This is a genomic window from Moritella viscosa (assembly GCF_900120065.1).
GTDB lineage: Bacteria > Pseudomonadota > Gammaproteobacteria > Enterobacterales > Moritellaceae > Moritella > Moritella viscosa.
In genome coordinates this window covers 16,998-42,784 of the sequence record NZ_FPLG01000120.1, presented here as the reverse complement: position 1 = coordinate 42,784, position 25,787 = coordinate 16,998, and the positions used below count along the sequence as shown (strand labels likewise).

Below are 25,787 nucleotides of genomic sequence, written 5' to 3'. Positions count from 1 at the left end.
GCAGCTGCAGACAGATGGTGAAATAAAACAGGCCAGTCAGAAATCAATTGTTGAAGCCCAAACCAGTGAGCAGCATTATCACGAACGCAGCACTAAGGTCGCTACGCACGATATTAATAAAATAGACGGTAACCAAGTAAATGAAATCATGGGGGCATTAAAAATACTCGTCGGTGAAAAGGCGATTATTACCTCGTTGGATAACCTGCTTTTAGGCAGTAACAAAGAAGTTAAAATACAAAGCGCAGAAGACATGCATCTCGACAGTGCAAAATCACTGATCATTAAAGCCAAGAATATAACCGAAGATGCAGACACGATTAAATTAAATGGTGGTACCGGAGTGATTAACTGCGCCAGTATTTGCCCGTTTATGGGTAAACCACATGTGGACGGTTCAACAACAGTATTTGCGGGGAAATAATATGGCACTAAGTAAGAGATCATTAAAAGCAAAGTTGGAAACAGAGCTTAAAGCCCAAGGTTTTGTACTTGATGGTGAGTTTGCAATGGCTGGTAAATTTGCTGAAGCGATCGCAAATGCGGTTGTTGATGAGATAACCGAGAATGCTGAAGCAAATGTAATGGGCGGTAGTTCGGCTGGAAAACACAAGATTAATTAACGTTGCAGAATAGACGTCGATGTCTATTATCGATGACAAGGTTTAGATTGAGTCAAGACGATTAAATAGCGGCCAACTGGCGACTATAGCATAACGCATGCGGCTATATGCAAAGAAAGGATAATTCAAGAATTCACTCCCCATTAGCTAAAAAAGAGGTAAGTATTTGTAAATAAAAAGACCTCAATGAGGTCTTTTTATTAGCTTATTAACGTACATGTGGTCGACATGTGGTCACTTATAAATAATAAGTCATTATATTCAAGTACTTGAATGTAGTATAAAAACACCTTCGGGTGGCTTTTTTATTTGTGCATTTTATACCTTCTGAGTCTATATTTTTAATATGAGGTCGAAAAATTAATGTTTTTATTTACGTTCAAATTGCGCCTCAAGATTTACTTTGTATTCTTTAGGAGTGTTAATAATGGAAATGTCACGGCCTCATGATGGAATAATTGTTTTGCAGATAGCTAACGATCTCGACACCGAGCACGTAGTTAGTATTCAGCCGAAATTAGAAGCCTTAGTTGATGAGTATGCTGAAAATATTATTTTAGATTTTTCAAAAGTCCACTTTATTGACTCAACCGGTATTGGCGCAATTGTTTTTTTATTTAAAAGATTGACCTCACAACGCCGAACTCTTTCTCTACTTAAAGTTTCAGGCCAACCTTACAAATTGATGACGATGTTACGTGTAGAAAACGCAATTCCTTTTATTGAAAACATAACTGAATGTGACGCAAGTCGCTCGGCATAAGTACAAGGCCGTAAGGTATTAAATGAATAAATTAATGCTATGGGTAGCTATATGCGTTTCTTTTTCTGCTTGTACAAATTGGCCACAAGAAGGCTATTTTGAAAATACGATTACAGATACAGAGGTACGAGTTGAATTTAAACAACATTATTCGTATTTGAATTTGCACTTTGCAGTAGCGAACCTGCGGGGTGCCAAAAAATGTACACCAGCCTATGTTAAAGTGGTCGAAAATATTAATAGTCGAGTTGAAAAAGTAATTGCCGTAGAAGACCCGCGAGATATAAAAATTGAAATGGCTATTTTAGAACGCCATATAACGGATTTAGTTGTTAATCTTAATCGAGTTAGTGCTAGTACTAATTGCGCACAACCGCCACGTTTATTTACCTCGAACTTTGTTCATCCTTTAACTTACCAACTCGACCTCTTGTTGTACTGTGCCCCACAATTTGAAGTAGATAGCGCTGTTTTAACTGAGCTATATAAAGTGTGCCTTCGTCAGGTTAGCCTTTTATTACTAGATAACCCTGATGTTGTGATTGAATATACTAAATATAAGTTGTTTGAAAGTAGGGGAAAACCAATAGCTGAGGATCCAAACATAAATTACAATCAAGGCATCGTTTTTCATGATGTTAGTACGACTGTCGATGTAAATAATGAGTTTAAAGATACATTAAATAATCGTAACGATGAAGCTTATAATGACCTAATGCGTAAATATTTAATCTTTGAGCAAGTACCAAGTGTGAGTGTTCAACAACTATCTAAATTAGAATTTAATATAGAGGAAGAACATACTCCTGCACTCGTCCATGAAATTCAATCCTCCAGTGATGTTAACCATGAGCAAAAATATAATCCTGACGTTGAATATGCGACAAATTTAGATGATGTTGCATTATTTAATTTACGTACAGATACGATTCTAAATTATGTCTCAGATCTTACGGCGAATGAACAAAAAAATAATGTTATTTATGAAGACCTAAGGCTTGATGTTACACCACCAAAAGCTCCTGTAATATCAACACTTATGTGGCAATCAGAGAGTAATAAAAAGGTTAACCATAAGGTAAAAAATTGGCGTTTCTTACTGACTGAGGGTGAGCTGTTTAGTGATGCGGAATTGCCGAAAGGATTCGCTTTATGAAAATAGTATTATTTTGTTTTGCTTTATTATTCACATCTTCAATCGCTTTTGGTGAAAATAAATTCATTGATTCGGGTGATCAATTGTTTATTTTTATGTCTGGCGAGGAGGATTTTGAAAAACCATTTCAAGTCGACGCAAGTGGTTTTATCCAATTACCTGAAGTTGGGAAGGTACATGTAAAAGGTAAAACTTTAACTGTTGTATTAGAGGAGCTAAAGCAATCTCTTAGTGTCGTATTCCGAGATATATCAAAATTATATATTGAGTTTAGAGCTCGAGAAAAATTAATCACGGTGTTAGGTTATGTGAATGATCCTCGTGAAGTTGTATTACCAGAACTTGGTAACGTACAAATGGCATTGAATAAAGCGGGGGGAATGTTGGCTGGCGCACAGCTTGATAATATGCAACTGCAACGAGGCGCTGAAGTCATCATATTTAACTTCAAACGTTATTTAGAAACAGGAGATGATAATGAACTTCCAGCATTGAAATCTGGAGATATTATATTTGTCCCATCATCGCCATTGACCGGTAACGTGCAGATGACTTTTGATGCTAGGTCATTAAAACAGGGTGGGGACGCAAGTGATACTCAAAAAGCCGTGACTGTTTTCGGTGAGGTTAATGCACCTGGCACATTTTCCTATGTGCCGGATATGACAATTATTGAAAGTTTAATGAAAGCGAATGGTGTTACGCGTTATGCGAATGTTGGTAAAATTAGAGTCATGGGGAGTAAGGCTCCACAAACGTTTGATTTAAAATTATATCTTGATACAGGCGATATGTCTAAGTTACCTAAGATAAACCCTGGTACGACTATTTTTGTGCCTATTCAGGTTGAAGACATCAAAGTTGGCTTACAGGTCGTGTACGTGATGGGGCAAGTGAATAAACCGGGCGCTTTTGAAGGACGTAAGGGGATCACCTTTATGGACATGTTAGCAAATGCTGGCGGGCCGAATAGATATGCTGATACTCAGCAGATTAGAGTTCTTAAAGAAAATGGTGAAACGTTTCGCTTTGATTTAAAAAAATATTCAGATGATCCTGAAAACAACCCATTTCCCGTTATTGAAGGGGGAGATGTGATTTTCTTACCAGAAAAAGCCGATATGATTGAAAAATCATGGCTCGTTGAAGCACACGATGAAGCAATAAAAATTATTGGAGCGGTCAAAAATCCGGGGCGTTATCAATGGGATGATGATATGACATTCCTTGATCTACTTGGCCATGCAGAGGGACCAACCGAGAAGGCTGATTTATCAAAAGTAATGATTATTGGTAATGATGGTTTAGGTGAACGTCTATTTTTCGATTTAGAACAGTTTATGAAAGTCGGTGGTGATTATTTAATTCTACCGCAGTTATCTGCGGGTGATACAGTCATGTTCACGGAGTTACCGGATGATCCGACAGATAATAAATCAAAGTGGATAAAGCAAGAATCTGAATCTTCTATATATATTCTTGGTGAAGTCGGTGCGCCAGGCCGATATGCATTTAACAGTCAGTTAGATTTCTTAGATTTATTATCTGCAGCAGATGGTCCGACTAATAATGCAGACATAAAGCATATAAAAGTAACCCATCGTAATAAACGTTATGCAAAGTCATCAACACTGGATCTCGACATGTATTTTGAGACCGGGGACGAAAGTCTTTTACCGCAAGTATTACCAGGAGATACGATTTATATTCCAGCTAAGAGTGAGCAAGGGGAATTAAATAATACAGTTAATATTGTGCAGGTATTAGGTGCTGTGCATAACCCTGGCCGTTACAAATATGATTCTTCACTGGATGTTGTTGGTATATTAACAATGGCTGGAGGACCTACCACAGAAGCTTATATTGATCGTATTGTCATTTTGACTAAACGTGGAGAAATGAAGCATAGCGCACGTATTTTTAATATGAAGCATTATCTTACTCAACCCGATTATCGGGATATTCCGATTATACATGCTGGTGACACGATATATATCCCTAATGAGAAAGAATCTAATTGGAGCCAGTTGTTGGATATATTAGGTAGTGCGTTAAGCGTTGTTACACTCTTCATTGTAGGCTCTTCGTTATGAATATCTTACCGGAAACGTTTGTCGAAATTGAACAGATCTATCAATTAATTACGAACGAAAATATTAAGTCATTAGCAATAAATTGTTCTCAAGGAAAAGAAGGCGGAACAGAGTTAGTGCTTGCATTAGCTCGGCGTCATAAAGTGGCGGGGAGTAAGGTGCTGATTGTGGATCTTAATACATTTAAACCTGCAATTACTAATCATTATATTAACGGAAAAAAATCATGGTCTCTCGACGATATGGATTCACAAACCGCTTGTATAGCAAAGTTTATTGATATGATTGATATTTTACCTGCACCAAAAAGTGAACAGGATCAAAATATTAGCTTCCGGGATGAGAAGAAGATAAAAAATGCTATTGAATACTGGTTGCAGCACTATAATTTTATTATATTTGATACATGTGCAATCACGCGAACTAATTTTTCTAATATACCGGGTGAAGTTATTGCGAGAGGATGTGATGCCAGTTTGCTTGTTGTTGCTCCTGGTATCTCGCTCGAAAGTGCGGTAGTAAAAACAATAAAAATTTTTAAATATAATAATGTTAAGTTGATTGGCACCGTGATTAATGATGTCAAATGTCCACCATTGGATATGCAATTAAGAAATTCAGTGCGCAGGCGATTAAATGGCTTTCCGATATTCAAACAGTGGTTGCTCAATCGAATTTCAAATGTGGAATTATTAAAAGGTAAATTTGGCCGCTGATGAAAACACAACTTTTTGCAAAGCAATATTCATTAAAACTGGATTCAATCAGTGAGGTTCGGCGTCTATTAACGACATTATGCCAACAACTCGCTCTTGAGCAAACTGAAATTGACCGTGTAACGTTAGTGTTAGCAGAATATCTTTCTAATCTCTATTTTCATAATCAAGGTTCTGTTAATTGGTTCAGAATTGAGCTCGCAGGAGTTAAAAGTAGCTGGTATTTTGAAGTATCAGATAGTGGTGATAGTTTTGATCCCTATAAAGTCAATGTTAACGATATTTTTAATGGTGAGTTATTAACGAGTGGCATGGGGTTAGCTTTAATTCAGAAAAATAACCATAATGGTCATTACGAGAGTGAAAATGGAATTAACAAATTCACTTGCCCCTTAAGGAAACAGGAAAAAAATCTAGACGTCGTTATTGTTGATGATGATCAAACTCTATTATGGGCATATAAAGGCTATTTGCAAAATGATTTTGTAGTACACATTTTTTCAGCGGCAGTATTGGCACTTAAATATATTCAACATGAAGGCTGCGATCTTATTATTGCCGATATTCACATGCCGGAAATGTCAGGATTTGAGTTTAGACTGAAAGTTGAGTCTTTTGAGAAAGGAGCATTGACACCGTTTGTATTCTTAACGGGTGATGATGCCCTATCAGTGCAAGAACAAGCCACGGAAGTTTCTATTGATGATTATTTAATTAAACCTATTACTAAAACACCGTTACTCGCAGTTTGTAATCGTGTAATACGTCGTACAAATCAACTGGCATTACATTATCAGCAGCGCATTGTTGAGTCACTCAGTCGACCATTTAAACCGTCACTACCATCAAAGTCTGGTGACTGGAATTTTTCACTTGCTCATACACCAGCAAGTGAAGGAGGTGGTGATTTTGTTTTTTTTCATGACTATGGTGAAAGCAAATTACTTATTTTAGGCGATATTATGGGGCATGGGCCTGTCGCTAAATTTCATAGCTTTGCGATAATGGGTTATTTAGAGGGGCTAATCACATCTATACCCACTTGTCCTGGTATTTTATTGGCTGGCTTATCCAGTAGGTTATACCTGAATCAGTTATTAGAGACCAGTATGTTAACGTGTATTGTTATCAAATTGACAGGGAACAAATGTGAAATAGCCACCGCGGGGCATCCACAGCCTTATCTATTAAATGACGCTGGATACAAAGTAATTGATTGTAAAGGTACTGTATTAGGGCTCTTACCTGACGAAGAGTATTCTGCTGTGACAGTACAACTAAAAGCAGGAGAAAAACTTTTTTTCTATTCAGATGGCATTTTTGAGAATATAGATAGGAATTGTGATTGTATTGACAATATACTTGATGGTATTAAAGGAACTACCGCTCAATATGTATTAGATCAACTATGGCTACGTTTTGAATCACTTTTACCCGGTAAATTACAGGATGATGCCACTGCAATTGTTATTGATCTAAACAATAAGTGATTGATAGTTCAAATTGAAGATATGAGGTAATGAAATGGAAAACACAGTTATAAATGAAATGGTATTCTCTCAATTGTTGGTTGACGTAGGAGAAGACATGTTACCTGCGTTAGTCGCTGTTTTTAATGAAGAAACCATTGAGCGTATTAATGACTTACAAGCATTAATGGTTGATGTTGATAATAATAAAGTGGCACAAAGTTGTCACAGTATAAAAAGTAGTGCAGGTACATATGGGGCGTTATTAGTGCAGCAGCATGCTGAAGAGTTAGAGATTATGGCAAAGTCGAATCATACCGAAGAAGTACAAGCGAAATTGCCATTACTAATACATAGTCTAGAAGATGCAATTAATGCGCTGGCGTTAAGATGTGATTAACAACCGATTCAATTGCTTCTTTTAATTTAACGCGATCGTGATAGTGCTTATTAGCGTCTTCACGTAAGTCATGGGTATAGGTAGGGTAGGTTAGTTCTGACTGTTTTCCTATATCCTGTATAACTGCATTAATGATTGGAAAACCAAGTTTGTTTTCACACCACCGTAAGCGTTCTTCCAGGGGAATCTTTGATGCCGGACCAATCTCTTGCTGTAAATTACCTAAGTAAATCACTTTTGCATTACTTCTACGTAACGCTTTTTGTATATCTTTAAGCAACAGTGGAGGCATAATACTGGTTAGAAACGATCCTGGGCCTAATAATATTAAATCAGCTTTCTCAATTGCCTGCACAGCTTCGAATGTTGCTGCAACATTTGGGTGTACGATTAATTGATTTGGAAACTCATGCATTTTATCGACAGACACTTCACCATGCACATCATTACCACAAGGTGTGACTGCGATTAAGTCACTCGGTTGCTCTGACATTGGGATCAGTTGACATTCGATATGTAGCATATTACGAATAAGGTTTACAGCGTCTAGCGGGCGCACACAAAGGTTGTCTAAAGCAGCTAGCATAAGGTTACCTAAGTTATGGTTCTTGAGCTCACCTTCGTTTTGAAAGCGATATTCAAACAATAAAGAACCAATATCAGGTTGGGTTACTAGTTGATTAATGCAATTACGGACATCACCCCAAGCGATACAGTTTTCTGAATGTCTAAGTCGTCCTGTTGAACCTCCATTATCAGTTGTTGTTACTATGCCTGTTAACCTTGACCCTAAAAAAGAAAGGGAAGAGAGTACACGGCCTAATCCATGGCCACCGCCAATAGCGACAACTTTATCGAGATCTGAAAGTGATTTTTTCAACATATTTCAATACTAAATTTGTGTGGATGACAGAGTCACATCATATCTTGAAATAAATTATTTTGACAATTAACTTCTATTATTTTGTTGAATTAATAAACAACAATATAGCTATTTAGAGTTATAGCTCACAATGGGGGATGAGTGTACCTATATGGGCATAAGTTCTTTTAAGACTTGTAGCGTACGGGTGCAATTAGGTTGTTGCAACAAAAATTGTTTTTGCTCAACTGATATTGGTAATAGCTCTAACCAGCGTTGTGATATCCAACTTGCATTATCCATTTCTTTTGAGCTGTATAGTTCATCCAGTTCTGGGTGTTGATTGAATATATCCGTTAGTTTGTCGGTTAAGTAGCGATCTTGTTCAGTGATGTTTTGATCTGGCCAATTCGATATGTAATGGACTTCAGCTATTTTTAGTCCATCACCTTCGATAGCTATATTATCGATGATGAAACGATCTACACCTTCAACAATAATACCAAGGAAACCATCATCGAGAGGGTAAAAGTCAACAATTTTAACGTGTGTGCCGATCGGTGATATATGCCCAAATGCTCCTATCTGTTTAGAATCAATCATAACGATACCAAACCCTATCATTGATTTAGTGCTGTCTTTGATCATGCGTATATAGCGATCTTCAATAATACGTAAAGGAAGTCGACCATTAGGCAATATATGAGAGGGTAATGGGAATAATGCGAGTTGAGTTGATTGCAAGAGTGGACTCATTAGTCATTGGATATATAACTAATAATAGTGTTGTTTAAAAAGTTTGCATTTTTGATTGAGAGATAGGAGTAAAAATATAATAAAGCTTATATTTTTACTCCTATTATTTGATTACGCGCTAGTTTTATTAAATTCAAGATACATAACAGCAGCTTCAACACGTGAACTTGCTTCTAGTTTCTTCAATAAACTCTTAACGTGAACTTTTACAGTCCCTTCTGAAATATGCAGGTTACTTGCAACATGTTTGTTGCTGTAGCCTTTTGAGATTTCAAGTAAGATTTGGTTTTCGCGTTTAGTTAGCTTAGCTAGCTTTTCTTCGAAGTTATTATCTTCATGCAGGCAGTCTAAATAGCCAAGTAAACTTTCAGAAAGAGCCTGTTGGCCAGATAATACATCTTGTAATTGCTCTAGTAGCAGATCAGGTTCTGAATCTTTTAATAGGTAACCATCAGCACCCGCATTGATTAATTTAATCACGTCTTGTTTGTTATCAGACACTGTTAAAATAACAACGCGAGAGCTCAACTCTTCAGAGCGAAGCGCTTTTAACGTATCTAAGCCTGACATGCCTTTCATGTTCAGATCAAGTAGAACAAGATCTGGTTCATGCTGTTTAGCAAGCGTGATAGCTTCCACGCCATCACTGGCTTCACCAATAACATTAAACTTTTCTTCTAATGTAAGAAGTTGAACTATCCCTTTACGCATTAGCGGATGATCATCAACAACTAAAATTGTGTAACTATTGTCAAGCATGTTTGTTTTCCCTGTCGAAGGTAAGTAATACCAAGGTGCCTTTTTTTATATTATTTTTAATTTCTAGTTTAGCACCTAGTTTTGAAGCGCGTTCATCCATTATGTTTAGCCCATAATGATTGGATTTCGTTGGATTAGCTGGAATACCATCACCGTCATCCGAAATAGACACATTAATAGTACCATTTTTATTCGTAACACAGTCAATCATTATTTCGTTTGAGTTCGCATGTTTGATTGAATTTAGTACAGCTTCTCTAATTATTTGTAATATATGTATGTGTTGGTTGGGTTTAAATAAATGTTCTTCTAATTCGTAGCTTAAATGAATTTTGGATTTTGTGCGCTGACGCAGCTGTGCGAGCATGATCGAAATGGCTTCAGAAAGGTTCGCGTCATTAAGCGTCAAACGAAAAGTATTTAATAATTCTCTTAGCTGCGTATAAGATACTTTCAGGTTGGTGTCTATTTCATCCACAATATCATTGGTCGGTGGTGTGATCTCTTGATTTTTTAAATGACGTTTTAATAACGCAACTTGTATTTTTAAATAAGAGAGCGCTTGTGCAAGTGAATCGTGTAATTCCCGTGCAATAACGGCGCGTTCTTCCATTAATAAGGAGCGTTGAGCCTCTAAATTACTTTGAGAACGGTGCTGAGCACGAGAAATAATTCGGCAGTAACTGCGTAAGTGCTCTTGATCATTTGCTTCACGTTTGAGTACGGTCAAGGTACCAAATGATTGTTCTTCTAGTTCTAATTTTAGGTCAATAGTTTCTTCACTATTATCAACACCTGAATTAAGGTAAATAGTTTCAACTTCAGATCCTGTTAATACAAGTTTGTAGAAATTAAGGCCATTGAGTTCGGATACACTTTGGAGTGTTTGTTCAAGCATGTCGGCATTAAGTTGAGTAACATGTAATTTTTGTGAGGTCGTGTATAAGAAATTAATCTTATCTTTTGCTTCTTTTAATTGTTTTGTTTTCGCATCAACTTGTTGCTCTAACGTGCTATATAATTTATTTAAATCTAGGGCCATGTGTGAAATATTGCTCGCTAACGAGCCTATTTCATTTTCATAGAAGAAATCAAACGAGACATCGAACTCACCTTTTCTTATTTGATTTGAGGCGGCGAATATTTGCTGTAATGGTTTTAATACCTGCACTTGCATTAAACGTATAGTGATAATACATACCGCAAAAATGAGGCCGATCCCGAGTCCTTTAATTAAAGTAATTATTTTAACTTTATATTCGGAATGATCTTGTAAATTTTGTACAAAACTATCAACTTTTAATACAAAGTTGTCGACATTATTTAAGAATTCTTTGGGGTTATTACTGTATAATATATCTAATTGCGCTTGCCATTGGGCATCAACATCCATGAACTCTCGTTTTAGTTTTGATGTGATATCCCAGTTATCGACAATATTATTTTTAATGTGCGCAAGTGATTGATTGAATGTATCAATATGCTGTTGACGTAATACTTCAGATTCGCCCCTAGATAAATTGTAAGCGATTTGGTAGCTTTGCATTCGCAATGCACCCGCTTTGTTAATTGAAGCCGCATCAGAAAGACTGAGTGATAATGCGACTAAGGAAATAAATGTTAGCATTGAGGCTAGCGCTAATATACTGAACATCCCACGGCCGATTAAAATGATAATAGACTGGTGGGAAGGGATTATATTTTTTATCATGTTAACTTTACTGTTGATGAATTGAGCTGTTAATAGCCAACAATTTACATGGCAATTTAATTTCGATCAATGATTTATCATTTTCCACTATAATAACGACTATATATCCTTTAAATTTTTTTGAAAATAGTTTAAGTTTAAGGACTCTAAAATTTAATATAAATCAAACTCCGATCCTTACGATCTAAATTTATTGTTATAGATATGATCTTAAGGACTCATAGCATTCGTCATTGCTATAAGGGTTTAATCAGAAATGATTAGGCCTCCCGTATTTGGAAAGGTGTTTATGCAACTTCAAGATCAATTTTCGCGTAAATTTTATTATTTACGCTTATCAATTACAGATGTCTGTAATTTCAAATGTAACTACTGTCTACCTGATGGTTATAAATCGGAAGGCAAACCTGAATTTTTAGCGCGTGATGAACTAAGGCGCATAGTGACAGGCTTTGCTGAAATGGGCACTGAAAAAGTCCGTATTACAGGTGGTGAACCTTCACTAAGAAAAGACTTTACTGATATTATTTCAGATATATCGTCTATCCCCAAAATTAATAAAGTTGCCACGACAACAAATGGTTTCAACCTCGAAAAATATGCTCAAGAATGGCGTGATGCAGGGTTGGATGCATTAAATGTGAGTATTGATAGTTTAGATGCTCGCATGTTCCGTCAAATTACCGGTAAAAATATGCTCCATAAAGTAATGGGTGGTCTTGATGCCGCTTTTACTGCTGGGTTTGAAACCGTAAAGGTGAATACGGTGTTAATGCGTAATTTAAATGATATTGAACTTGGTGATTTTTTAAATTGGATAAAAACCCGGCCTATTCAGTTACGGTTTATTGAATTGATGCAGACCGGGGATAATCAAGTGTTATTTGATAAGCACCATGTATCAGGTGTGAGTATTCGTGACAAGTTAAGATTACAAGGGTGGGTGAGCAAAGTGAGAGGTAAAGCTGACGGTCCCGCACAAGTTTTTGTCCATCCTGACTATATCGGTGAAATTGGCTTGATTATGCCTTATGAAAAGGACTTTTGTTTAACGTGCAACCGCTTACGTGTATCGACTAAAGGACGTTTACATTTATGCTTGTTTGGTGAAGAAGGTGTTGAATTACGTGATTTATTACAAGAAGATAACCAACAATCGGAATTAATTTCGCGTGTTTTCGATCATATGTCTGATAAAAAATCGACTCATTTTCTTCAGCAAGGCATCACTGCAAATACACCCCACTTAGCTTCTATTGGCGGCTAATTCAAAGTCATACAAGCTTAAATATTAATCCCTTCTCTAAAAATATAACGTAGTGAGTTACTACGTTATATCTAATCTCGTTTCAAATATGCACATATTATTGCTGTTGTCTATAATATTAGAAATATTTGCCTATTGATTCAATAGGTCGATTCAACCTAGTACAAACACAAAATGTGACATCCCTCACCTTTATTTATTGATCTAAAATAAGTTTTGTTTAGCTTACCTATTTGTGAGTATTTTAGGCGTGTATTATATATATCATTATGAATAGAATATCTTTATAGAGTGGTGTGCGCCTTAATTTTTCACATTAAAAAAGTTATTTTCATAAGGTAGTTTTGATGAGTATTAATCTAGCGCGACGTTCGTTATTTCGTCGTAAAGAGCAAGACAACGTTATACGTCTACCTTGGTTAAAAGCAGATTTAGAATTTACAGATAAATGCACTCGATGCGGTGATTGTACTGCCGCTTGCCCAGAGCAAATAATAATAGTCGGTGATGGCGGGTTTCCTGAAATTGATTTTAGCGTATCAGAATGCAATTTTTGTAAAGAGTGTGTAAATCACTGTAAAGAAGATTTATTCGATTTAAATCAATCACAAGCATGGGCTAATAAAGCTGTTGTGTCAGATAAATGCTTGAATATTGAATCTGTATATTGCCGAAGTTGCGCTGAATCATGTGAATCAGAAGCTTTAGCATTTAATTTCATTAATACAACGTTCGTGAGCCCGGATGTTTTATTTGATGATTGTAACGGTTGCGGTGCGTGTGTATCGATTTGCCCTGTAAGTGCGATAACAGTAAGCCCTAACCGTTAGGTTTAGCTATTAAGAATACGTTTTATAATAATTATAAGGTCATAAAATGGCAAAACAAGAAGTTCATATCTCGAGTCTAATTATTCACGTAAAACCAGAGTCTTTGGTCGACGTGAAGCATAAAATTTCAGCTCTCCCAGATGCTGAAATTTACGGTGATAGTGAAGAGGGTAAAATTATCGTCGTATTAGAAACCAGTAATCAAAAATTTGTTACCGATATTATTGATAAAATTAATAATTTCGAACATGTCTTAAGTACTTCTCTTGTTTTTCACCAAATTGAAACTATCGATCTATCATGTGAGGATGATCTATGAAATTAACCAGACGTGCGTTTGTTAAAGCAAATGCTGCAGTCTCTGCGGCTGCAATTGCTGGCGTTACTCTTCCTGCAAGTGCAACAAACCTGATTGCAAGTAGTGATGAGACTAAAATTAAATGGGATAAAGCGCCATGCCGTTTTTGCGGTACAGGTTGTTCTGTATTAGTGGGAACACAAGGAGGCAAAGTCGTTGCAACTCAAGGTGATCCTGAAGCACCTGTAAATAAAGGCCTTAATTGTGTTAAAGGTTATTTCTTATCTAAAATCATGTACGGGAAAGATCGTTTAACAACGCCTTTATTGCGTATGCGAGATGGTAAATTTGCTAAAGACGGTGAGTTTGCTCCAATTTCATGGGATCAAGCGTTTGATATCATGGCTGATAAATGGAAAGCATCACTAAAAGCTAATGGTCCTACATCTGTTGGTATGTTTGGTTCTGGTCAATGGACTGTTATGGAAGGCTATGCTGCAGTTAAATTGATGAAAGCAGGCTTCCGTTCAAATAATATTGACCCGAATGCACGTCACTGTATGGCTTCTGCTGTTGGTGGTTTTATGCGTACATTTGGTATTGATGAGCCGATGGGTTGTTATGATGACTTCGAAAATGCAGATTCGTTTGTACTTTGGGGTTCAAACATGGCAGAAATGCATCCGATTTTATGGACGCGTATTACTGATCACCGCTTAAGTAATCAGCATGTTAAAGTTAATGTATTATCTACTTATAAACATCGTTCTTTCGAACTTGCTGATATGGGGATTGTTTTCAACCCTCAATCTGATTTAGCAATGGCTAACTTTATTGCTAACTACATTATCCAAAACGATGCAGTAAACTGGGATTTTGTTAACAAACACACTCACTTTAAACGTACTGCAACTGACATCGGTTATGGTCTACGTGACGAGCATCCGCTACAACAAAAAGCGAAAAATCCTAACTCGGGTAAATTGTCTGCAATGACATTTGACGAGTACAAAGCGTCTGTTGCTGAATATACGGTTGAAAAAGCATCTGAAATTTCAGGTGTACCAGCTGAAAAACTGATTGCGCTAGCGAAGCAATACGCAGATCCAAACATCAAAGTAATGTCTTTATGGACAATGGGTATGAACCAGCACACTCGTGGCGTGTGGATGAATAGCCTTGTTTATAACATTCACTTACTTGTTGGTAAAATATCACAACCGGGTAATGGCCCATTCTCGCTAACGGGTCAACCATCGGCATGTGGTACTGCACGTGAAGTGGGAACATTCTCACATCGTCTGCCAGCTGATCTTGTGGTTAAAAATCCTAAGCATCGTGCTATTGCAGAAAAAATTTGGAAACTTCCAGAAGGGACTATTCCACCTAAGCCAGGTCTGCATGCCGTTGCTCAAAATCGAGCATTAAAAGACGGTACCTTAAATGCGTACTGGACCATGTGCAATAACAATATGCAAGCAGCACCAAACCTAATGGAAGAGGGCTTACCAGGTTACCGTAATCCAGCTAACTTTATTGTTTGTTCTGACCCATACCCAACGGTAACTGCTCAAGCATCTGATCTTATTTTACCAACAGCAATGTGGGTAGAAAAAGAGGGCGCATATGGTAACGCAGAACGTCGTACGCAAGCTTGGTACCAGCAAGTTAAATCTGTTGAAGGTGCGAAATCGGATCTTTGGCAGTTAATGGAATTTGCTAAACGATTCAAAATTGAAGAAGTTTGGGGTGAAGATCTTTTAGCTAAAATGCCAGAGCATCGTGGTAAGACGATGTACGATGTGCTTTATCGTAACGGTAATGTTGATGCATTCCCATTAAGCGAAGCGCAAGAGCTAAATGATGATGCACATGATCAAGGTTTCTACGTACAAAAAGGCTTATTTGAAGAATATGCTAGTTTTGGTCGTGGTCATGGTCATGATCTAGCCCCTTATGATGTTTACCATACAGTGCGTGGTTTACGTTGGCCTGTTGTAAATGGTGTTGAAACAAAATGGCGTTTTGCTGAAGGTAGTGACCCGTATGTAGGCAAAGGTAAAGGCTTTGAGTTCTATGGAAAACCGGATGGTAAAGCAAACATTATTTTTGCCCCTTATGAACCAGCAGCTGAAGAACCGAATGAAGAATACGATATGTGGTTATGTACAGGCCGTGTTTTAGAGCATTGGCATTCAGGTACGATGACAGGTCGTGTTCCTGAATTATACCGTGCAATGCCGGACGCGCTTTGTTATATCCATCCCGATGATGCTAAAAAACGTAATGTTCGTCGTGGTGATGAAGTTCTAATTGAATCTGTTCGTGGTGAAGTGCGCTGTCGTGTGGAAACACGTGGCCGTAACCGCCCTCCAGTAGGCTTAGTATTTGTACCTTGGTTTGATGCGCGAGTATTAATTAACAAAGTATGTCTAGATGCTACGGATCCGTTATCAAAACAAACGGATTATAAAAAATGTGCAATTAAAATTACCAAAGTGTAATTAAAAATTGCATATCTTACTGAATGAGTTTGCCAGTAAATGATACTGGTAAACAACAGATTTATTTGCCAATAGGCGGAGAACATAATATGAGAAAATTATTGGCTGTGCTGCTAACTGCAGGGACGTTATTCTCTGTATCAGCACAAAGTACAGAAACTGCTGTAATTGAAAATGTAAATAACGGTGGTGTTGCATCATTACGTGGTATCACTGAATTAGACACCACTCGTAAAGCGGATGAGTTGAAACGAGTGATCAAAGATCGTAGTCCGATCGATCGTGATTATGTATACCAACCACCACTGATCCCGCATCAAACACGCCATTATGAAGTGTCTTTAAATGCGAACAAATGTTTGTCGTGTCATAGCTGGAAATACGCGGGTGAAATGGGAGCGACTAAAATTAGTGTAACGCATTATCAATCACGTGAAGGCGAAGTATTATCTGATGTGTCACCACGTCGCTACTTCTGCTTACAGTGCCATGTTACACAAGCAGACGCATCACCGTTAATCGACAATGATTTTAAACGTGTAGATTCATTGCGCTAATTTAGCCTAAACAAAAAGAGGCGATAAAATGAAACTAATTTTAAATTTTTGGCGTAAATTAACTACACCAAGTAAAGCGGCTGTTGGTACTGTCCTCGCGATGGGATTTATCGGTGGTATTATTTTTTGGGGTGCCTTTAACATGGGGATGGAAGCGACAAATACAGAAGAGTTTTGTTCTGCTTGTCACGCGCCTATTGTTAAAGAGTTAAGGGAAACAATTCACTATTCGAACCGTTCAGGTGTTCGTGCAATCTGTTCTGATTGTCACGTACCACATAATTGGACAGACAAAATTGTACGTAAAGTACAAGCGAGTAATGAAATTGTTGCGTTCTTAATGGGTAAAATTTCTACTCAAGAAAAATTTGAAGCGCGTCGTAAACACTTAGCTGTTCGCGAATGGCAACGAATGAAAGAAAATGATTCACAGGAATGTCGTAATTGTCATAACTTTGAATACATGGATTTCTCTGAGCAAGGCCCGCGTAGTAGAAAGCAACACTCTACAGCATTAGCGAATGGTGAAAAAACATGTGTAGATTGCCATAAGGGTATTGCCCATCAACTACCAGATATGTCTGATGTACCTGGTTGGTAGATAGAAAAAGGAAACACGATTATGAGTACGTTAGAATACGTTATTTGGCATATCCTAGGCTACACAGCAATACCGGTTATTTTACTTGCTGGTTTTCTTGGAGTAGCAGGGTTTTCGGTATGGGCATTGGCGCTTACTGCAGATAAAAATAAATAATAGCTGCGTAAACTAAATGAGTAATGTTAAGGCCGTATTTATATAATGCGGCCTTTTTTGTTCTCTAGTGTAGCCTTGAGGTAGAGCACATATCCCTGTATTATAACCCGACAAGATCCCGTTTATTATTGATAAAAATAAGCATTGAATGAAAAATAAAAATGTATCTATTGGTTTAACCAATCCTAAAAGTCCTACTAATGTCGGAGCCGTAATGCGCGCAGCTGGTTGTTATCAAGCGGATGCGGTTTATTATACTGGTTTAAGATATGATCGTGCTTCAGCCTTTCAAACCGACACCCAGAACATCGCGGCTAAAACACCATTAACGGGTGTTGATAATTGGCTTGATAGTATTCCTGAATCAACCAATATTGTTTGTGTTGAATTAGCTGAAGGCGCAATCCCGTTACCCGCGTTTGAGCATCCAAATAACGTTATCTATATCTTTGGTCCTGAAGACGGCACCATAGATCAAAAAGTGATTGATCGTGCATCTGCGGTTGTTTATGTGCCTACCGTTGGCTGTATGAATCTTGCTGCGACTGTGAATGTACTTTTATACGATCGTCTTGCTAAATCTGCAGATACTATTGCTAATGATGCGTTGATACGCGACAGCCGTGATAATAACAACAAAGTAAAAGTGGCTGTAAGTAGTAAATAACAATTAATAACGACGTGTAAACATCTTCTTAGCGTTGGGCTTGTTTAATTATGGTGCAGCTAGCACTTACGTTATTTACTAGCTGATCAAGATCAACGAACGATGAGCTCAATGTCTTATAATTGCTTAATTAACATGACTGAATTGAAAGGAAAGATAATGAGCCATGCTGAATCAGGGTTTAAAGCCGCAAAACTTGCCGTATTAACCGTATCTGATACCCGTAATGAAGAAACAGATACTTCAGGGCGCTTTCTTGCAGAAGCTCTTGTTGCTGACGGTCATATTTTAATAGATAAAAAGATCGTCATTGATGATAAATATAAGATCCGTGCCATTGTATCTCAATGGATTGCTGACGAAGATATTCAAGGTGTTCTAATTACCGGTGGCACAGGCTTTACTGCACGCGATACAACGCCTGAAGCGGTACAGCCATTGTTTGATAAAGCGATTGAAGGTTTTGGTGAATTATTTCGTGCGGTTTCATATGATGAGATTGGAACGTCGACAATTCAAAGTCGTGCTGTTGGTGGCTTTGCAAACAAAACTGTTATTTTTTGTATGCCAGGATCAACTGGTGCGTGCAAAACGGGTTGGAATAAGATTTTACGTGAGCAGTTAAATAATTCTCATCGCCCATGCAATTTCATGCCACATATTTAAGCTATAGTATTTAAGTAATAGGAATTATTAATGTCTCAACAATTTACTCATGTAAATGCTTCTGGTGAAGCAAATATGGTTGATGTTACCGAAAAGACAGTAACGCAACGTGAAGCAAGAGCTGAAGCTATTGTGCGGATGTCTGCGGACACGCTTGCGCTAATTATGTCGGGCGACCACCATAAAGGTGATGTATTTGCAACAGCGCGAATTGCTGGCATCCAAGCTGCAAAGAAAACATCCGATATAATCCCACTTTGTCATCCGCTAATGTTAACTAAGGTAACGGTTGAATTAACGCCCGAGCCTGAAAATAACCTCGTACGTATCGAAACCTGTTGTAAGCTTTCGGGTAAAACTGGCGTCGAAATGGAAGCGTTAACAGCCGCATCTGTTGCTGCATTAACGATTTATGATATGTGCAAGGCAGTCCAAAAAGATATCATTATTGATGGTGTAAAGCTGCTTGAGAAGAAAGGTGGCAAGTCAGGTCATTTTAAAGTTTAGATTGCGCAGGGTATTATGATGATTAAAGTATTATTTTTTGCACAAATTAGAGAATTGGTTGAATGCGCGGAGTTAGACGTGGCTGGCCAGTTTGAGTCTGTGAATGCATTACGTGCCGAACTCGCTGCTAAAGGCGATAAGTGGGCGCTAGCGCTTGATTCTGATAAATTGCTGGTGGCTATTGATCAAGAAATTTGTAGTTTAGATTCACCACTTAACGACGGTGTCGAGGTCGCATTTTTTCCACCTGTTACTGGAGGTTAAATGAATACAGATATGATTCAGATCCAAACTGAAGATTTTGACCTCGCAGCAGAGTATGCGGCATTAGGTAAAAGTCACAGTACTGGTGCTGTTGTTACTTTTATCGGGAAGGTTCGCGATTTTAACCAAGGTGATAGCGTATCCGGTTTAACACTTGAGCATTATCCTGGCATGACTGAAAAGTCACTGGCTAAGATATTGGTTGAAGCTGAAACTCGTTGGTCAATTCAAGGTGTTAAAGTTATTCACCGTGTTGGCGAATTAGCATTAGGTGACCAGATTGTTTTTGTTGGTGTGGCAAGTATGCACCGTGGTGATGCGTTTCAAGCATGCGAGTTCATTATGGACTATTTAAAAACCCAAGCACCATTCTGGAAAAAAGAAGCAACGGAAGCGGGTTCTCATTGGGTCGATGCTCGAGAAACTGACACTACAGCTGCTGATCGTTGGAAATAGCATAGCCAGCGTGGGTTGGTAATAATAACCGTCAATGTACATTTTGTATATTGACGGAAATGGCTGTTATTGAAACACCGTTGCTGTTGTTAATTTAGGTTAAATAGAACTAAGAATAAAATTCATTACTGGATCTTCCTTATTTTTCATATTGAGCGCTTTAGGTAAGTACATTGGCTTTTTAAGAATTCCTCTGGCGATTAATTCATCTAATAATCCTTTTGAATCAAATCCAGTCTTACCAATAAATAAGCTACTAATATCACCTTGTTTATAGATATGTAGTGCTTCTTTTAAACCTCTTAAATATAAGAAATCTTTTGTAAAACCACCACCTCGATATGCTCTTAGTGTAATAGTAAAAGCATCATCACTCGTAACCGTATAATCATTAACCAAATCAAGATAACACTGGTTAAATGACTCACCAGCCACCATTTTTGCCACTGCAATCACACGCAGTGCGAGTGTTTTTAACCGGTGTAGTGGTAAATTACCGGATAAATATTCGCATAAAATAGCTAAGCCTTCTTGTGCATGAGTATTACCAGGTAAACCTAGTCTAAATATGTTCAGTGGTTGCACCTCTGCATTTGCTGTTGTTAGCAAATGGACGCCGAGTTCATGATGAATAAGTGCATTGAGGTCCGTTTGATTAAATACACAGTTCGTATTAATTTTAATTGTACGCCCACTTACCATTGCTCTGGCAATCATATTTTTAGCTTCAACAACTTTACATTTTACCCCATATTCAGAGGCGGCTTGTTGGAATGACATTACCGCACTTGTTGCATCAACGGTCGTACTTACAGTAGAAAAGTATTCACTTGCATGTAAAATGAATTTTGCATTGCTAATATCTTCTTCATTTGGCGCCCCATAATAACGTAGAGAGTTATATAAAAATTTGTCCGTACCAATACTCGTTAATAACTCAATTCGCATAGCTAGCTGTTCGATAACGGTGCGATATAATTTTTGAATATCCACATCTAGCACATCTTCAACAGGTAATCGGTATAAGCGTTCCTTGAACTTATACGGATCAATGTCTAATTGCCGATACGTAAATCTGGGTTTATATGAAAACGAATTATGTAAGAAACGCTTTTTTTCCTGTTTTAAGTTTTTCGGTGTAATATAATTAAGTGTATTAATTCCACGAGCTAGTGAGTATAGATCTTTATCCAGCTTAACAACTTGAGCTGGTAAATCGGAAGATAAAACATGGGTTACTAGTTTATGATTTCCTTTTGTAAAGCGTGTGATCGTAGCCGCGGCATGTTCATTTATGGCCTTTTTTATACCTTCTTTTAGCTTTTCGATAACAAGTGGGAAATGCTCACCACCAATTTCATTCATATATACCTTTTTGATCTCAATCGGCATAATTAATGTGTTACGAAAGTGTTTAGTCACAAAACTAGCTTGATAACCCATGCCTTTAAAAACAACGTTCTCTGCTACTGATACCGATAGATTAGGTAACTCAATATGCTTTAATTGGTATTGTAGGTTATCTAATTCTTTTCGCCAGTGTCGACTGTTAAGCTGTTCCGTTCCAATGTTAAATGTCGGTGTTTTCTTTTCAATCCGCTGGTAGTTATAAGCATGAATATCATAGAGTAAGCACAGTCCAAATTTTGCTTCAATTGTGCTAATTAAACACTTTAAAATACGATAGTAACGATTATGCTTTGCTTTACTTAATGCAATTTCGCTTTCAGGTAAGGATGGAGACCATATATCTTTACCCCACGCAGTCTTATAGACACAATGAATTAATGGCCGGTTAAGATCATATTCATAACGTGAATCTTCAACTTGCAAAACAATTGGTTGCGAAGAAATAAAGTCACCTGTAAATGGATCTTCCTCGAAGTAGCGTTCTTCCTCTGTTAGTAATATATGTGCATTTAATGATTCACGTAACTGATGACCATGATGAATCGCTGTTGCTATATGTGGCTGATACTCACTGATCCGTAATGTTAAGCTCCCATCTTCTAATTGTGCTGTGAATGGGATCTGTTTACGAATTTTATTGAGTATTGCCTTCTCAGTAAGCCTCTGCATCTTCAATTTCTTTACGAAAATCATTTTTACGGGCAACACTGATATTTTTAGCGTTTACAACACTTTCAACAAAATCAATAATCTCAACTTGTAGCTTAGTTCGATTTAAACGGTTAATTCGGGTGATGCCACCTGGACTTAATACGTTTACTTCGACTAACTTTCCATTAATTACATCTAAGCCAACTAGGTATAAACCGTCTTGAACTAACTTAGGCCCAATATATTTGCATAACCGTAATTCTTGCTTAGTTAATACATGTTTTACTTCTTTACCGCCAGCGTGAATATTTGAACGTATGTCTCCTTCAGCTGGAACTCGCTTCATTGCTCCAATCGGTTGACCGTTTAGCATAATAATGCGAACGTCTCCCTGTTCTGCACCTTCAATATAATCTTGTAGAATTACATAGTTTTGGTCTTCTCCAATATAAAAATCCAGTAATGATTTAATACTCGATTTTGCACTTTTATCTAACAGAATAACGCCTTTCCCCCCGTAGCCATTTAATGGTTTAAGGATCATGCATTGATTTTGGTTTTCTGCGAATACTGACTCTAAGTAATCACGTTTTTTTGATATATGGGTAACTGGAATAAACTCATTATTAGTGTCGGGTAGTGATGCGGTATAAAGTTTGTTATTTGCCACACGTAAACCATCAATGTCATTCATGATAAAAGTATCATTACGGACAGAGTCTAAAAAGTTTAATGCCATTGTGTTTAGTGGTGGGTTTGCACGCATAATAATTGCGTCGAAACCTGCCAGTGGTAGCTGTGCTTCACTAAACTTAGCATTACGATAAAAAATAGGAATATTTTGAGATACGTTGTCTTTTTTTAGCACTTTGCAAAAAGCGATCGACATACTGTCACGCATGGTTAAATTATTTGGCGTTGTTAAAGCTACAGTATGTCCACGATTAGCAATTTCATGAATTATACGTAATGTTGAATCTGTTTCTGGGGAAATATTTTCCCATGGGTACATAATAAAACAAATTTTCATCGTCATTTACCAATATGGTTAGAGGTTATTTTTCGGCGATGGTAGGGGGAGAATGAGATTGTGTAAAACGAACAATTTTGGTGATGACGATAAGAAAATTTTGTTATTGGAAATATGAATAATATTGTATTATATGAGTGTTTATTTTTATCAAATGAAGATTAAATCTTGGATACTGAACTACTTAAAACATTTTTAGAGGTTACTAAAACTCGACATTTTGGTCGTGCGGCAGATAATTTGTTTTTAACACAATCTGCAGTAAGTTTTAGGATCCGTCATTTAGAATCACAATTAGCTAATCAACTGTTTTCACGTCAGCGTGGTAATTTGCAGCTGACAAGTGCTGGAGAACGTTTACTACCTTATGCTGAATCTATTTTACAAATGTGGGGTCTGGCTAAACATGATATCGCATTATCTGAAAATTTGGTGGTGCAAATAACCCTAGGTGCATCGGCAATATTTTGGGAGTTTGATGGTATTTCAGACTGGATTAATCGAATTTCTACAGCTGTCCCTGGTCTTGCTTTACGTTTAGAATCAGTACCGCGTCAAAATATGTCTAAGCGTCTAATTGATAAGAGTATTGATATATCAATTACCAGTGAACCGCCAATTCATGAACTTTTAAATACGACAAAAGTACGTGATTATCAGTTACAATTAGTTACTCATAAGCCGAATCGTGATATGGATAATATCAATGATTTGCCTCTAATTTATTTGGACTGGAGCACTCGATTTTCAATCCAACACAATAAAATTGAGGCATTACAACGAACCGCAGTGATACATACCGACTCTTGTCGTCTTGCATTGGACCATATTATTGGTAATGGCGGTGTCGGGTATTTACCATCACCGGTTATTGCACAGAGTATTGATAGTGGTCTATTGTATTTAGTGAAAGGTGCGCCAGTAATGGAGCAAGCATTATATATTGTATGTCGTGCAGATCATGAAAAACAACATATTATTGATAGCTTACTTGCAGTACCTTTCAATCACATTATTGAAGGTATTGATTAACGATATGGTATTTAAATAGCCGAGTTAATGGCGTCATTACAGATATAGCAAAGGCCCTATTTAAACAAACCAAGTTGGTTTTTAATAGGGCCTTTGCTATTTTAACGAATAGCTAAGCTAATTGTTATTTTTGTTTTGGCGCTGCTACATTACCTTTACGGTGTAGCTTAGCACTTGTTTTACGGTGCTTACCTTTACTTGCTTTTTTCGATGGCGCAGTTGTTTTTGGTTTATGCTCAACTTTTTCTTCACCAACCGCTTTGTTACGACGAGGCTGACGACGCTCATGCGAAGCACGACCACTAATGTCTGCAATTAGACGATCACGGTTACTTACTTCATAGCCTTTAACAACTTGGCGTTCAATCTTATACCCGATCATCGCTTCAATATCAGCCAAACCATGTTCTTCTTCACGCGATACAAATGATACAGCATTACCTGTCTCGCCTGCACGGCCTGTACGACCGATGCGGTGAACATAATCTTCAGCTAGGAATGGTAAATCAAAGTTAACTACATACTTAAGACCTTGAACATCAAGACCACGTGCAGCAACATCTGTTGCAACTAGCGCGCGGATTTTACCTTCTTTAAACTCACCTAATGCACGACGACGTGCGCCTTGGCCTTTATCACCGTGACAAACGTCAGCTTTAATACCGTCAAGTTTTAATTCCTTAACGATGTTATTAGCCGCTTCTTTAGTGTTAACAAAAACTAATACTTGTTTCCAGTTTCTAGTACCGATTAACTCAGAAAGTAATTCTTGTTTACGGCGCTGCTCAACAGGGTGAATAACGTGTTTAATTGTTGACGCTGTCGAGTTTTCTTTTGAAGCAGAAACAATCACTGGGCTAGACAGTAATTCATTTGCTAGGTGCTTCATTTGTTGAGATAACGTTGCAGAGAAAAGCATTGTTTGGAAATCATTCGATATCGATTCTAAGATCTTACGAATATCGGTGATAAAGCCCATATCTAGCATTCGATCGGCTTCGTCTAGTACTAAGTGTTCAACGTTAGCAAGGTTGGTATTGTTAAGCTGTAGGTGTTCTAATAAACGACCTGGCGTAGCAACTAAAACGTCAACACCTTGTTTAAGCTGTTTAGTTTGCGTCTCCATTTTAACGCCGCCGTATACACTCACTATGTTAAGCGACATGAATTGGCTGTACGCTTGAATGTTCTCTGTTACTTGCGCTGCAAGCTCACGCGTTGGTACTAAGATTAGTGCGCGCACGCTTCCTGAGTGAATGTCTTTTGGTGTATCTGCGATTTGTTGCAAGATAGGTAAAGCAAACGCAGCTGTTTTACCAGTACCTGTTTGTGCATTTGCTAGAATATCTTTACCGCGACCAGCTGCTGGAATAGCTTGCTGTTGTACAGGCGTCATTTGGTCATAATTACAAGCATCTAGCGCGCGTAAAATTTCGGGAGTAAAACTATATGATGAAAATTTCATTGGATATCCTAGCAGTTCGGCAATATGCCTCATTAAGGCGGCATATTATACAGTAATAAATAACTTAGGTGAATGTATGATTTACGTTAACAGGTAAAAAAATAAGACTTAATTTATT

The 25,787-nt window shown here is 37.5% G+C and carries 27 protein-coding genes, 1 pseudogene and 1 riboswitch; of the genes and pseudogenes, 21 read left to right on the top strand and 7 right to left on the bottom strand.

The genetic code is table 11. From position 1 onward, the window contains the following. The 8 genes and pseudogenes from BT797_RS20390 to BT797_RS20355 all read left to right on the top strand — a co-directional run. Positions 1-424: pseudogene (locus BT797_RS20390) on the top strand (hypothetical protein); the annotation flags it as partial. Between the two features lies 1 nt (position 425). After that, a complete protein-coding gene (locus BT797_RS20385; protein WP_075473291.1) occupies positions 426-623 on the top strand; it encodes a hypothetical protein in 198 nt (65 codons plus the stop codon). Between the two features lie 427 nt (positions 624-1,050). Next, positions 1,051-1,386 carry an STAS domain-containing protein gene (locus BT797_RS20380; RefSeq protein ID WP_045110259.1) on the top strand — a complete coding sequence of 112 codons (336 nt, stop codon included), beginning with the start codon at positions 1,051-1,053 and terminating at the stop codon, positions 1,384-1,386. A 22-nt stretch (positions 1,387-1,408) separates the two neighbouring features. Continuing rightward, positions 1,409-2,542 carry a hypothetical protein gene (locus tag BT797_RS20375; protein WP_045110260.1) on the top strand — a complete coding sequence of 378 codons (1,134 nt, stop codon included), beginning with the start codon at positions 1,409-1,411 and terminating at the stop codon, positions 2,540-2,542. Beyond that, positions 2,539-4,635: an SLBB domain-containing protein gene (locus BT797_RS20370; RefSeq protein WP_075473290.1), complete on the top strand. Its 2,097-nt coding sequence runs from the start codon at positions 2,539-2,541 to the stop codon at positions 4,633-4,635. The genes BT797_RS20375 and BT797_RS20370 overlap by 4 nt, the downstream gene beginning before the upstream one ends. After that, positions 4,632-5,351: a tyrosine-protein kinase family protein gene (locus BT797_RS20365; RefSeq protein ID WP_045110262.1), complete on the top strand. Its 720-nt coding sequence runs from the start codon at positions 4,632-4,634 to the stop codon at positions 5,349-5,351. Before BT797_RS20370 ends, BT797_RS20365 begins: the two co-directional genes overlap by 4 nt. Beyond that, on the top strand, positions 5,351-6,841 hold the full coding sequence (locus BT797_RS20360) for a SpoIIE family protein phosphatase (protein WP_045110263.1): 1,491 nt from the start codon (positions 5,351-5,353) through the stop codon (positions 6,839-6,841). Before BT797_RS20365 ends, BT797_RS20360 begins: the two co-directional genes overlap by 1 nt. 34 nt (positions 6,842-6,875) lie before the next feature. Next, on the top strand, positions 6,876-7,220 hold the full coding sequence (locus tag BT797_RS20355) for an Hpt domain-containing protein (protein ID WP_045110264.1): 345 nt from the start codon (positions 6,876-6,878) through the stop codon (positions 7,218-7,220). On the opposite strand, the gene BT797_RS20350 is transcribed toward BT797_RS20355, so the two are convergent. The 4 genes from BT797_RS20350 to narQ form a co-directional block, all read right to left on the bottom strand. Continuing rightward, complete coding sequence (locus tag BT797_RS20350; protein WP_045110265.1) at positions 7,192-8,103, bottom strand: gluconeogenesis factor YvcK family protein; 912 nt, start codon at positions 8,101-8,103, stop codon at positions 7,192-7,194. The two genes, BT797_RS20355 and BT797_RS20350, sit on opposite strands and share 29 nt — an antisense overlap. A gap of 147 nt (positions 8,104-8,250) precedes the next feature. After that, a complete protein-coding gene (locus BT797_RS20345) occupies positions 8,251-8,826 on the bottom strand; it encodes an LON peptidase substrate-binding domain-containing protein (protein WP_045110266.1) in 576 nt (191 codons plus the stop codon). A gap of 123 nt (positions 8,827-8,949) precedes the next feature. Next, positions 8,950-9,597 carry a two-component system response regulator NarL gene (gene narL, locus BT797_RS20340; protein WP_045110267.1) on the bottom strand — a complete coding sequence of 216 codons (648 nt, stop codon included), beginning with the start codon at positions 9,595-9,597 and terminating at the stop codon, positions 8,950-8,952. After that, the gene (narQ, locus tag BT797_RS20335; protein WP_075473289.1) at positions 9,590-11,308 is read right to left on the bottom strand and encodes a nitrate/nitrite two-component system sensor histidine kinase NarQ; all 1,719 of its coding nucleotides are present in this window, start codon (positions 11,306-11,308) and stop codon (positions 9,590-9,592) included. The genes narL and narQ overlap by 8 nt, the downstream gene beginning before the upstream one ends. A gap of 156 nt (positions 11,309-11,464) precedes the next feature. Then, positions 11,465-11,610, top strand: a riboswitch (molybdenum cofactor riboswitch). Between narQ and moaA the strand changes: the two genes are divergently transcribed. From moaA to moaE, 12 genes are all read left to right on the top strand, one after another. Further along, complete coding sequence (gene moaA, locus BT797_RS20330) at positions 11,598-12,575, top strand: GTP 3',8-cyclase MoaA (protein WP_045110269.1); 978 nt, start codon at positions 11,598-11,600, stop codon at positions 12,573-12,575. (Overlaps the previous riboswitch by 13 nt.) Positions 12,576-12,922: 347 nt before the next feature. Then, entirely contained in the window at positions 12,923-13,405 is a 483-nt protein-coding gene (gene napF / locus BT797_RS20325) for a ferredoxin-type protein NapF (RefSeq protein ID WP_045110270.1), read from the top strand. Between the two features lie 46 nt (positions 13,406-13,451). Continuing rightward, positions 13,452-13,724 carry a chaperone NapD gene (locus tag BT797_RS20320; RefSeq protein ID WP_045110271.1) on the top strand — a complete coding sequence of 91 codons (273 nt, stop codon included), beginning with the start codon at positions 13,452-13,454 and terminating at the stop codon, positions 13,722-13,724. After that, complete coding sequence (gene napA, locus BT797_RS20315; RefSeq protein WP_075473288.1) at positions 13,721-16,207, top strand: periplasmic nitrate reductase subunit alpha; 2,487 nt, start codon at positions 13,721-13,723, stop codon at positions 16,205-16,207. The genes BT797_RS20320 and napA overlap by 4 nt, the downstream gene beginning before the upstream one ends. Positions 16,208-16,296: 89 nt before the next feature. Next, a complete protein-coding gene (locus tag BT797_RS20310) occupies positions 16,297-16,764 on the top strand; it encodes a nitrate reductase cytochrome c-type subunit (protein WP_045112512.1) in 468 nt (155 codons plus the stop codon). A 28-nt stretch (positions 16,765-16,792) separates the two neighbouring features. After that, the gene (locus tag BT797_RS20305; RefSeq protein ID WP_045110273.1) at positions 16,793-17,365 is read left to right on the top strand and encodes a NapC/NirT family cytochrome c; all 573 of its coding nucleotides are present in this window, start codon (positions 16,793-16,795) and stop codon (positions 17,363-17,365) included. 21 nt (positions 17,366-17,386) lie between these two features. Then, a complete protein-coding gene (locus BT797_RS20300) occupies positions 17,387-17,521 on the top strand; it encodes a TIGR02808 family protein (RefSeq protein ID WP_065826298.1) in 135 nt (44 codons plus the stop codon). A gap of 148 nt (positions 17,522-17,669) precedes the next feature. After that, positions 17,670-18,188: an RNA methyltransferase gene (locus BT797_RS20295; protein ID WP_045110274.1), complete on the top strand. Its 519-nt coding sequence runs from the start codon at positions 17,670-17,672 to the stop codon at positions 18,186-18,188. Between the two features lie 159 nt (positions 18,189-18,347). After that, complete coding sequence (gene moaB, locus BT797_RS20290) at positions 18,348-18,854, top strand: molybdenum cofactor biosynthesis protein B (RefSeq protein ID WP_045110275.1); 507 nt, start codon at positions 18,348-18,350, stop codon at positions 18,852-18,854. A 30-nt stretch (positions 18,855-18,884) separates the two neighbouring features. Continuing rightward, a complete protein-coding gene (moaC, locus tag BT797_RS20285) occupies positions 18,885-19,361 on the top strand; it encodes a cyclic pyranopterin monophosphate synthase MoaC (RefSeq protein WP_045110276.1) in 477 nt (158 codons plus the stop codon). An 18-nt stretch (positions 19,362-19,379) separates the two neighbouring features. Then, a complete protein-coding gene (gene moaD / locus BT797_RS20280; RefSeq protein ID WP_045110277.1) occupies positions 19,380-19,625 on the top strand; it encodes a molybdopterin synthase sulfur carrier subunit in 246 nt (81 codons plus the stop codon). Next, entirely contained in the window at positions 19,626-20,081 is a 456-nt protein-coding gene (moaE, locus tag BT797_RS20275) for a molybdopterin synthase catalytic subunit MoaE (protein ID WP_067048730.1), read from the top strand. It abuts the gene before it with no gap. 99 nt (positions 20,082-20,180) lie between these two features. On the opposite strand, the gene BT797_RS20270 is transcribed toward moaE, so the two are convergent. Further along, complete coding sequence (locus tag BT797_RS20270; protein ID WP_075473287.1) at positions 20,181-22,160, bottom strand: flavohemoglobin expression-modulating QEGLA motif protein; 1,980 nt, start codon at positions 22,158-22,160, stop codon at positions 20,181-20,183. Continuing rightward, positions 22,144-23,172, bottom strand: a complete 1,029-nt coding sequence (gene gshB, locus BT797_RS20265; protein WP_075473286.1) for a glutathione synthase — start codon at positions 23,170-23,172, stop codon at positions 22,144-22,146. Before gshB ends, BT797_RS20270 begins: the two co-directional genes overlap by 17 nt. Before the next feature lie 168 nt (positions 23,173-23,340). Here gshB and BT797_RS20260 point away from each other — a divergent pair, with 168 nt between their 5' ends. Next, entirely contained in the window at positions 23,341-24,204 is an 864-nt protein-coding gene (locus BT797_RS20260) for a LysR family transcriptional regulator (protein WP_045110281.1), read from the top strand. A gap of 124 nt (positions 24,205-24,328) precedes the next feature. Here the strand turns inward: BT797_RS20260 and BT797_RS20255 are convergent, their stop codons facing one another. Next, positions 24,329-25,669: a DEAD/DEAH box helicase gene (locus tag BT797_RS20255; RefSeq protein WP_075473285.1), complete on the bottom strand. Its 1,341-nt coding sequence runs from the start codon at positions 25,667-25,669 to the stop codon at positions 24,329-24,331. Positions 25,670-25,787 lie beyond the last annotated feature (118 nt).

Bases quoted from the DNA above. Each gene is read 5' to 3' on its own strand.
- BT797_RS20385 (WP_075473291.1), top strand. From the start codon at position 426: ATGGCACTAAGTAAGAGATCATTAAAAGCAAAGTTGGAAACAGAGCTT.
- BT797_RS20380 (WP_045110259.1), top strand. From the start codon at position 1,051: ATGGAAATGTCACGGCCTCATGATGGAATAATTGTTTTGCAGATAGCT.
- BT797_RS20375 (WP_045110260.1), top strand. From the start codon at position 1,409: ATGAATAAATTAATGCTATGGGTAGCTATATGCGTTTCTTTTTCTGCT.
- BT797_RS20370 (WP_075473290.1), top strand. From the start codon at position 2,539: ATGAAAATAGTATTATTTTGTTTTGCTTTATTATTCACATCTTCAATC.
- BT797_RS20365 (WP_045110262.1), top strand. From the start codon at position 4,632: ATGAATATCTTACCGGAAACGTTTGTCGAAATTGAACAGATCTATCAA.
- BT797_RS20360 (WP_045110263.1), top strand. From the start codon at position 5,351: ATGAAAACACAACTTTTTGCAAAGCAATATTCATTAAAACTGGATTCA.
- BT797_RS20355 (WP_045110264.1), top strand. From the start codon at position 6,876: ATGGAAAACACAGTTATAAATGAAATGGTATTCTCTCAATTGTTGGTT.
- BT797_RS20350 (WP_045110265.1), bottom strand. From the start codon at position 8,103: ATGTTGAAAAAATCACTTTCAGATCTCGATAAAGTTGTCGCTATTGGC.
- narL (WP_045110267.1), bottom strand. From the start codon at position 9,597: ATGCTTGACAATAGTTACACAATTTTAGTTGTTGATGATCATCCGCTA.
- narQ (WP_075473289.1), bottom strand. From the start codon at position 11,308: ATGATAAAAAATATAATCCCTTCCCACCAGTCTATTATCATTTTAATC.
- moaA (WP_045110269.1), top strand. From the start codon at position 11,598: ATGCAACTTCAAGATCAATTTTCGCGTAAATTTTATTATTTACGCTTA.
- napF (WP_045110270.1), top strand. From the start codon at position 12,923: ATGAGTATTAATCTAGCGCGACGTTCGTTATTTCGTCGTAAAGAGCAA.
- BT797_RS20320 (WP_045110271.1), top strand. From the start codon at position 13,452: ATGGCAAAACAAGAAGTTCATATCTCGAGTCTAATTATTCACGTAAAA.
- napA (WP_075473288.1), top strand. From the start codon at position 13,721: ATGAAATTAACCAGACGTGCGTTTGTTAAAGCAAATGCTGCAGTCTCT.
- BT797_RS20310 (WP_045112512.1), top strand. From the start codon at position 16,297: ATGAGAAAATTATTGGCTGTGCTGCTAACTGCAGGGACGTTATTCTCT.
- BT797_RS20305 (WP_045110273.1), top strand. From the start codon at position 16,793: ATGAAACTAATTTTAAATTTTTGGCGTAAATTAACTACACCAAGTAAA.
- BT797_RS20300 (WP_065826298.1), top strand. From the start codon at position 17,387: ATGAGTACGTTAGAATACGTTATTTGGCATATCCTAGGCTACACAGCA.
- BT797_RS20295 (WP_045110274.1), top strand. From the start codon at position 17,670: ATGAAAAATAAAAATGTATCTATTGGTTTAACCAATCCTAAAAGTCCT.
- moaB (WP_045110275.1), top strand. From the start codon at position 18,348: ATGAGCCATGCTGAATCAGGGTTTAAAGCCGCAAAACTTGCCGTATTA.
- moaC (WP_045110276.1), top strand. From the start codon at position 18,885: ATGTCTCAACAATTTACTCATGTAAATGCTTCTGGTGAAGCAAATATG.
- moaD (WP_045110277.1), top strand. From the start codon at position 19,380: ATGATTAAAGTATTATTTTTTGCACAAATTAGAGAATTGGTTGAATGC.
- moaE (WP_067048730.1), top strand. From the start codon at position 19,626: ATGAATACAGATATGATTCAGATCCAAACTGAAGATTTTGACCTCGCA.
- BT797_RS20270 (WP_075473287.1), bottom strand. From the start codon at position 22,160: ATGCAGAGGCTTACTGAGAAGGCAATACTCAATAAAATTCGTAAACAG.
- gshB (WP_075473286.1), bottom strand. From the start codon at position 23,172: ATGAAAATTTGTTTTATTATGTACCCATGGGAAAATATTTCCCCAGAA.
- BT797_RS20255 (WP_075473285.1), bottom strand. From the start codon at position 25,669: ATGAAATTTTCATCATATAGTTTTACTCCCGAAATTTTACGCGCGCTA.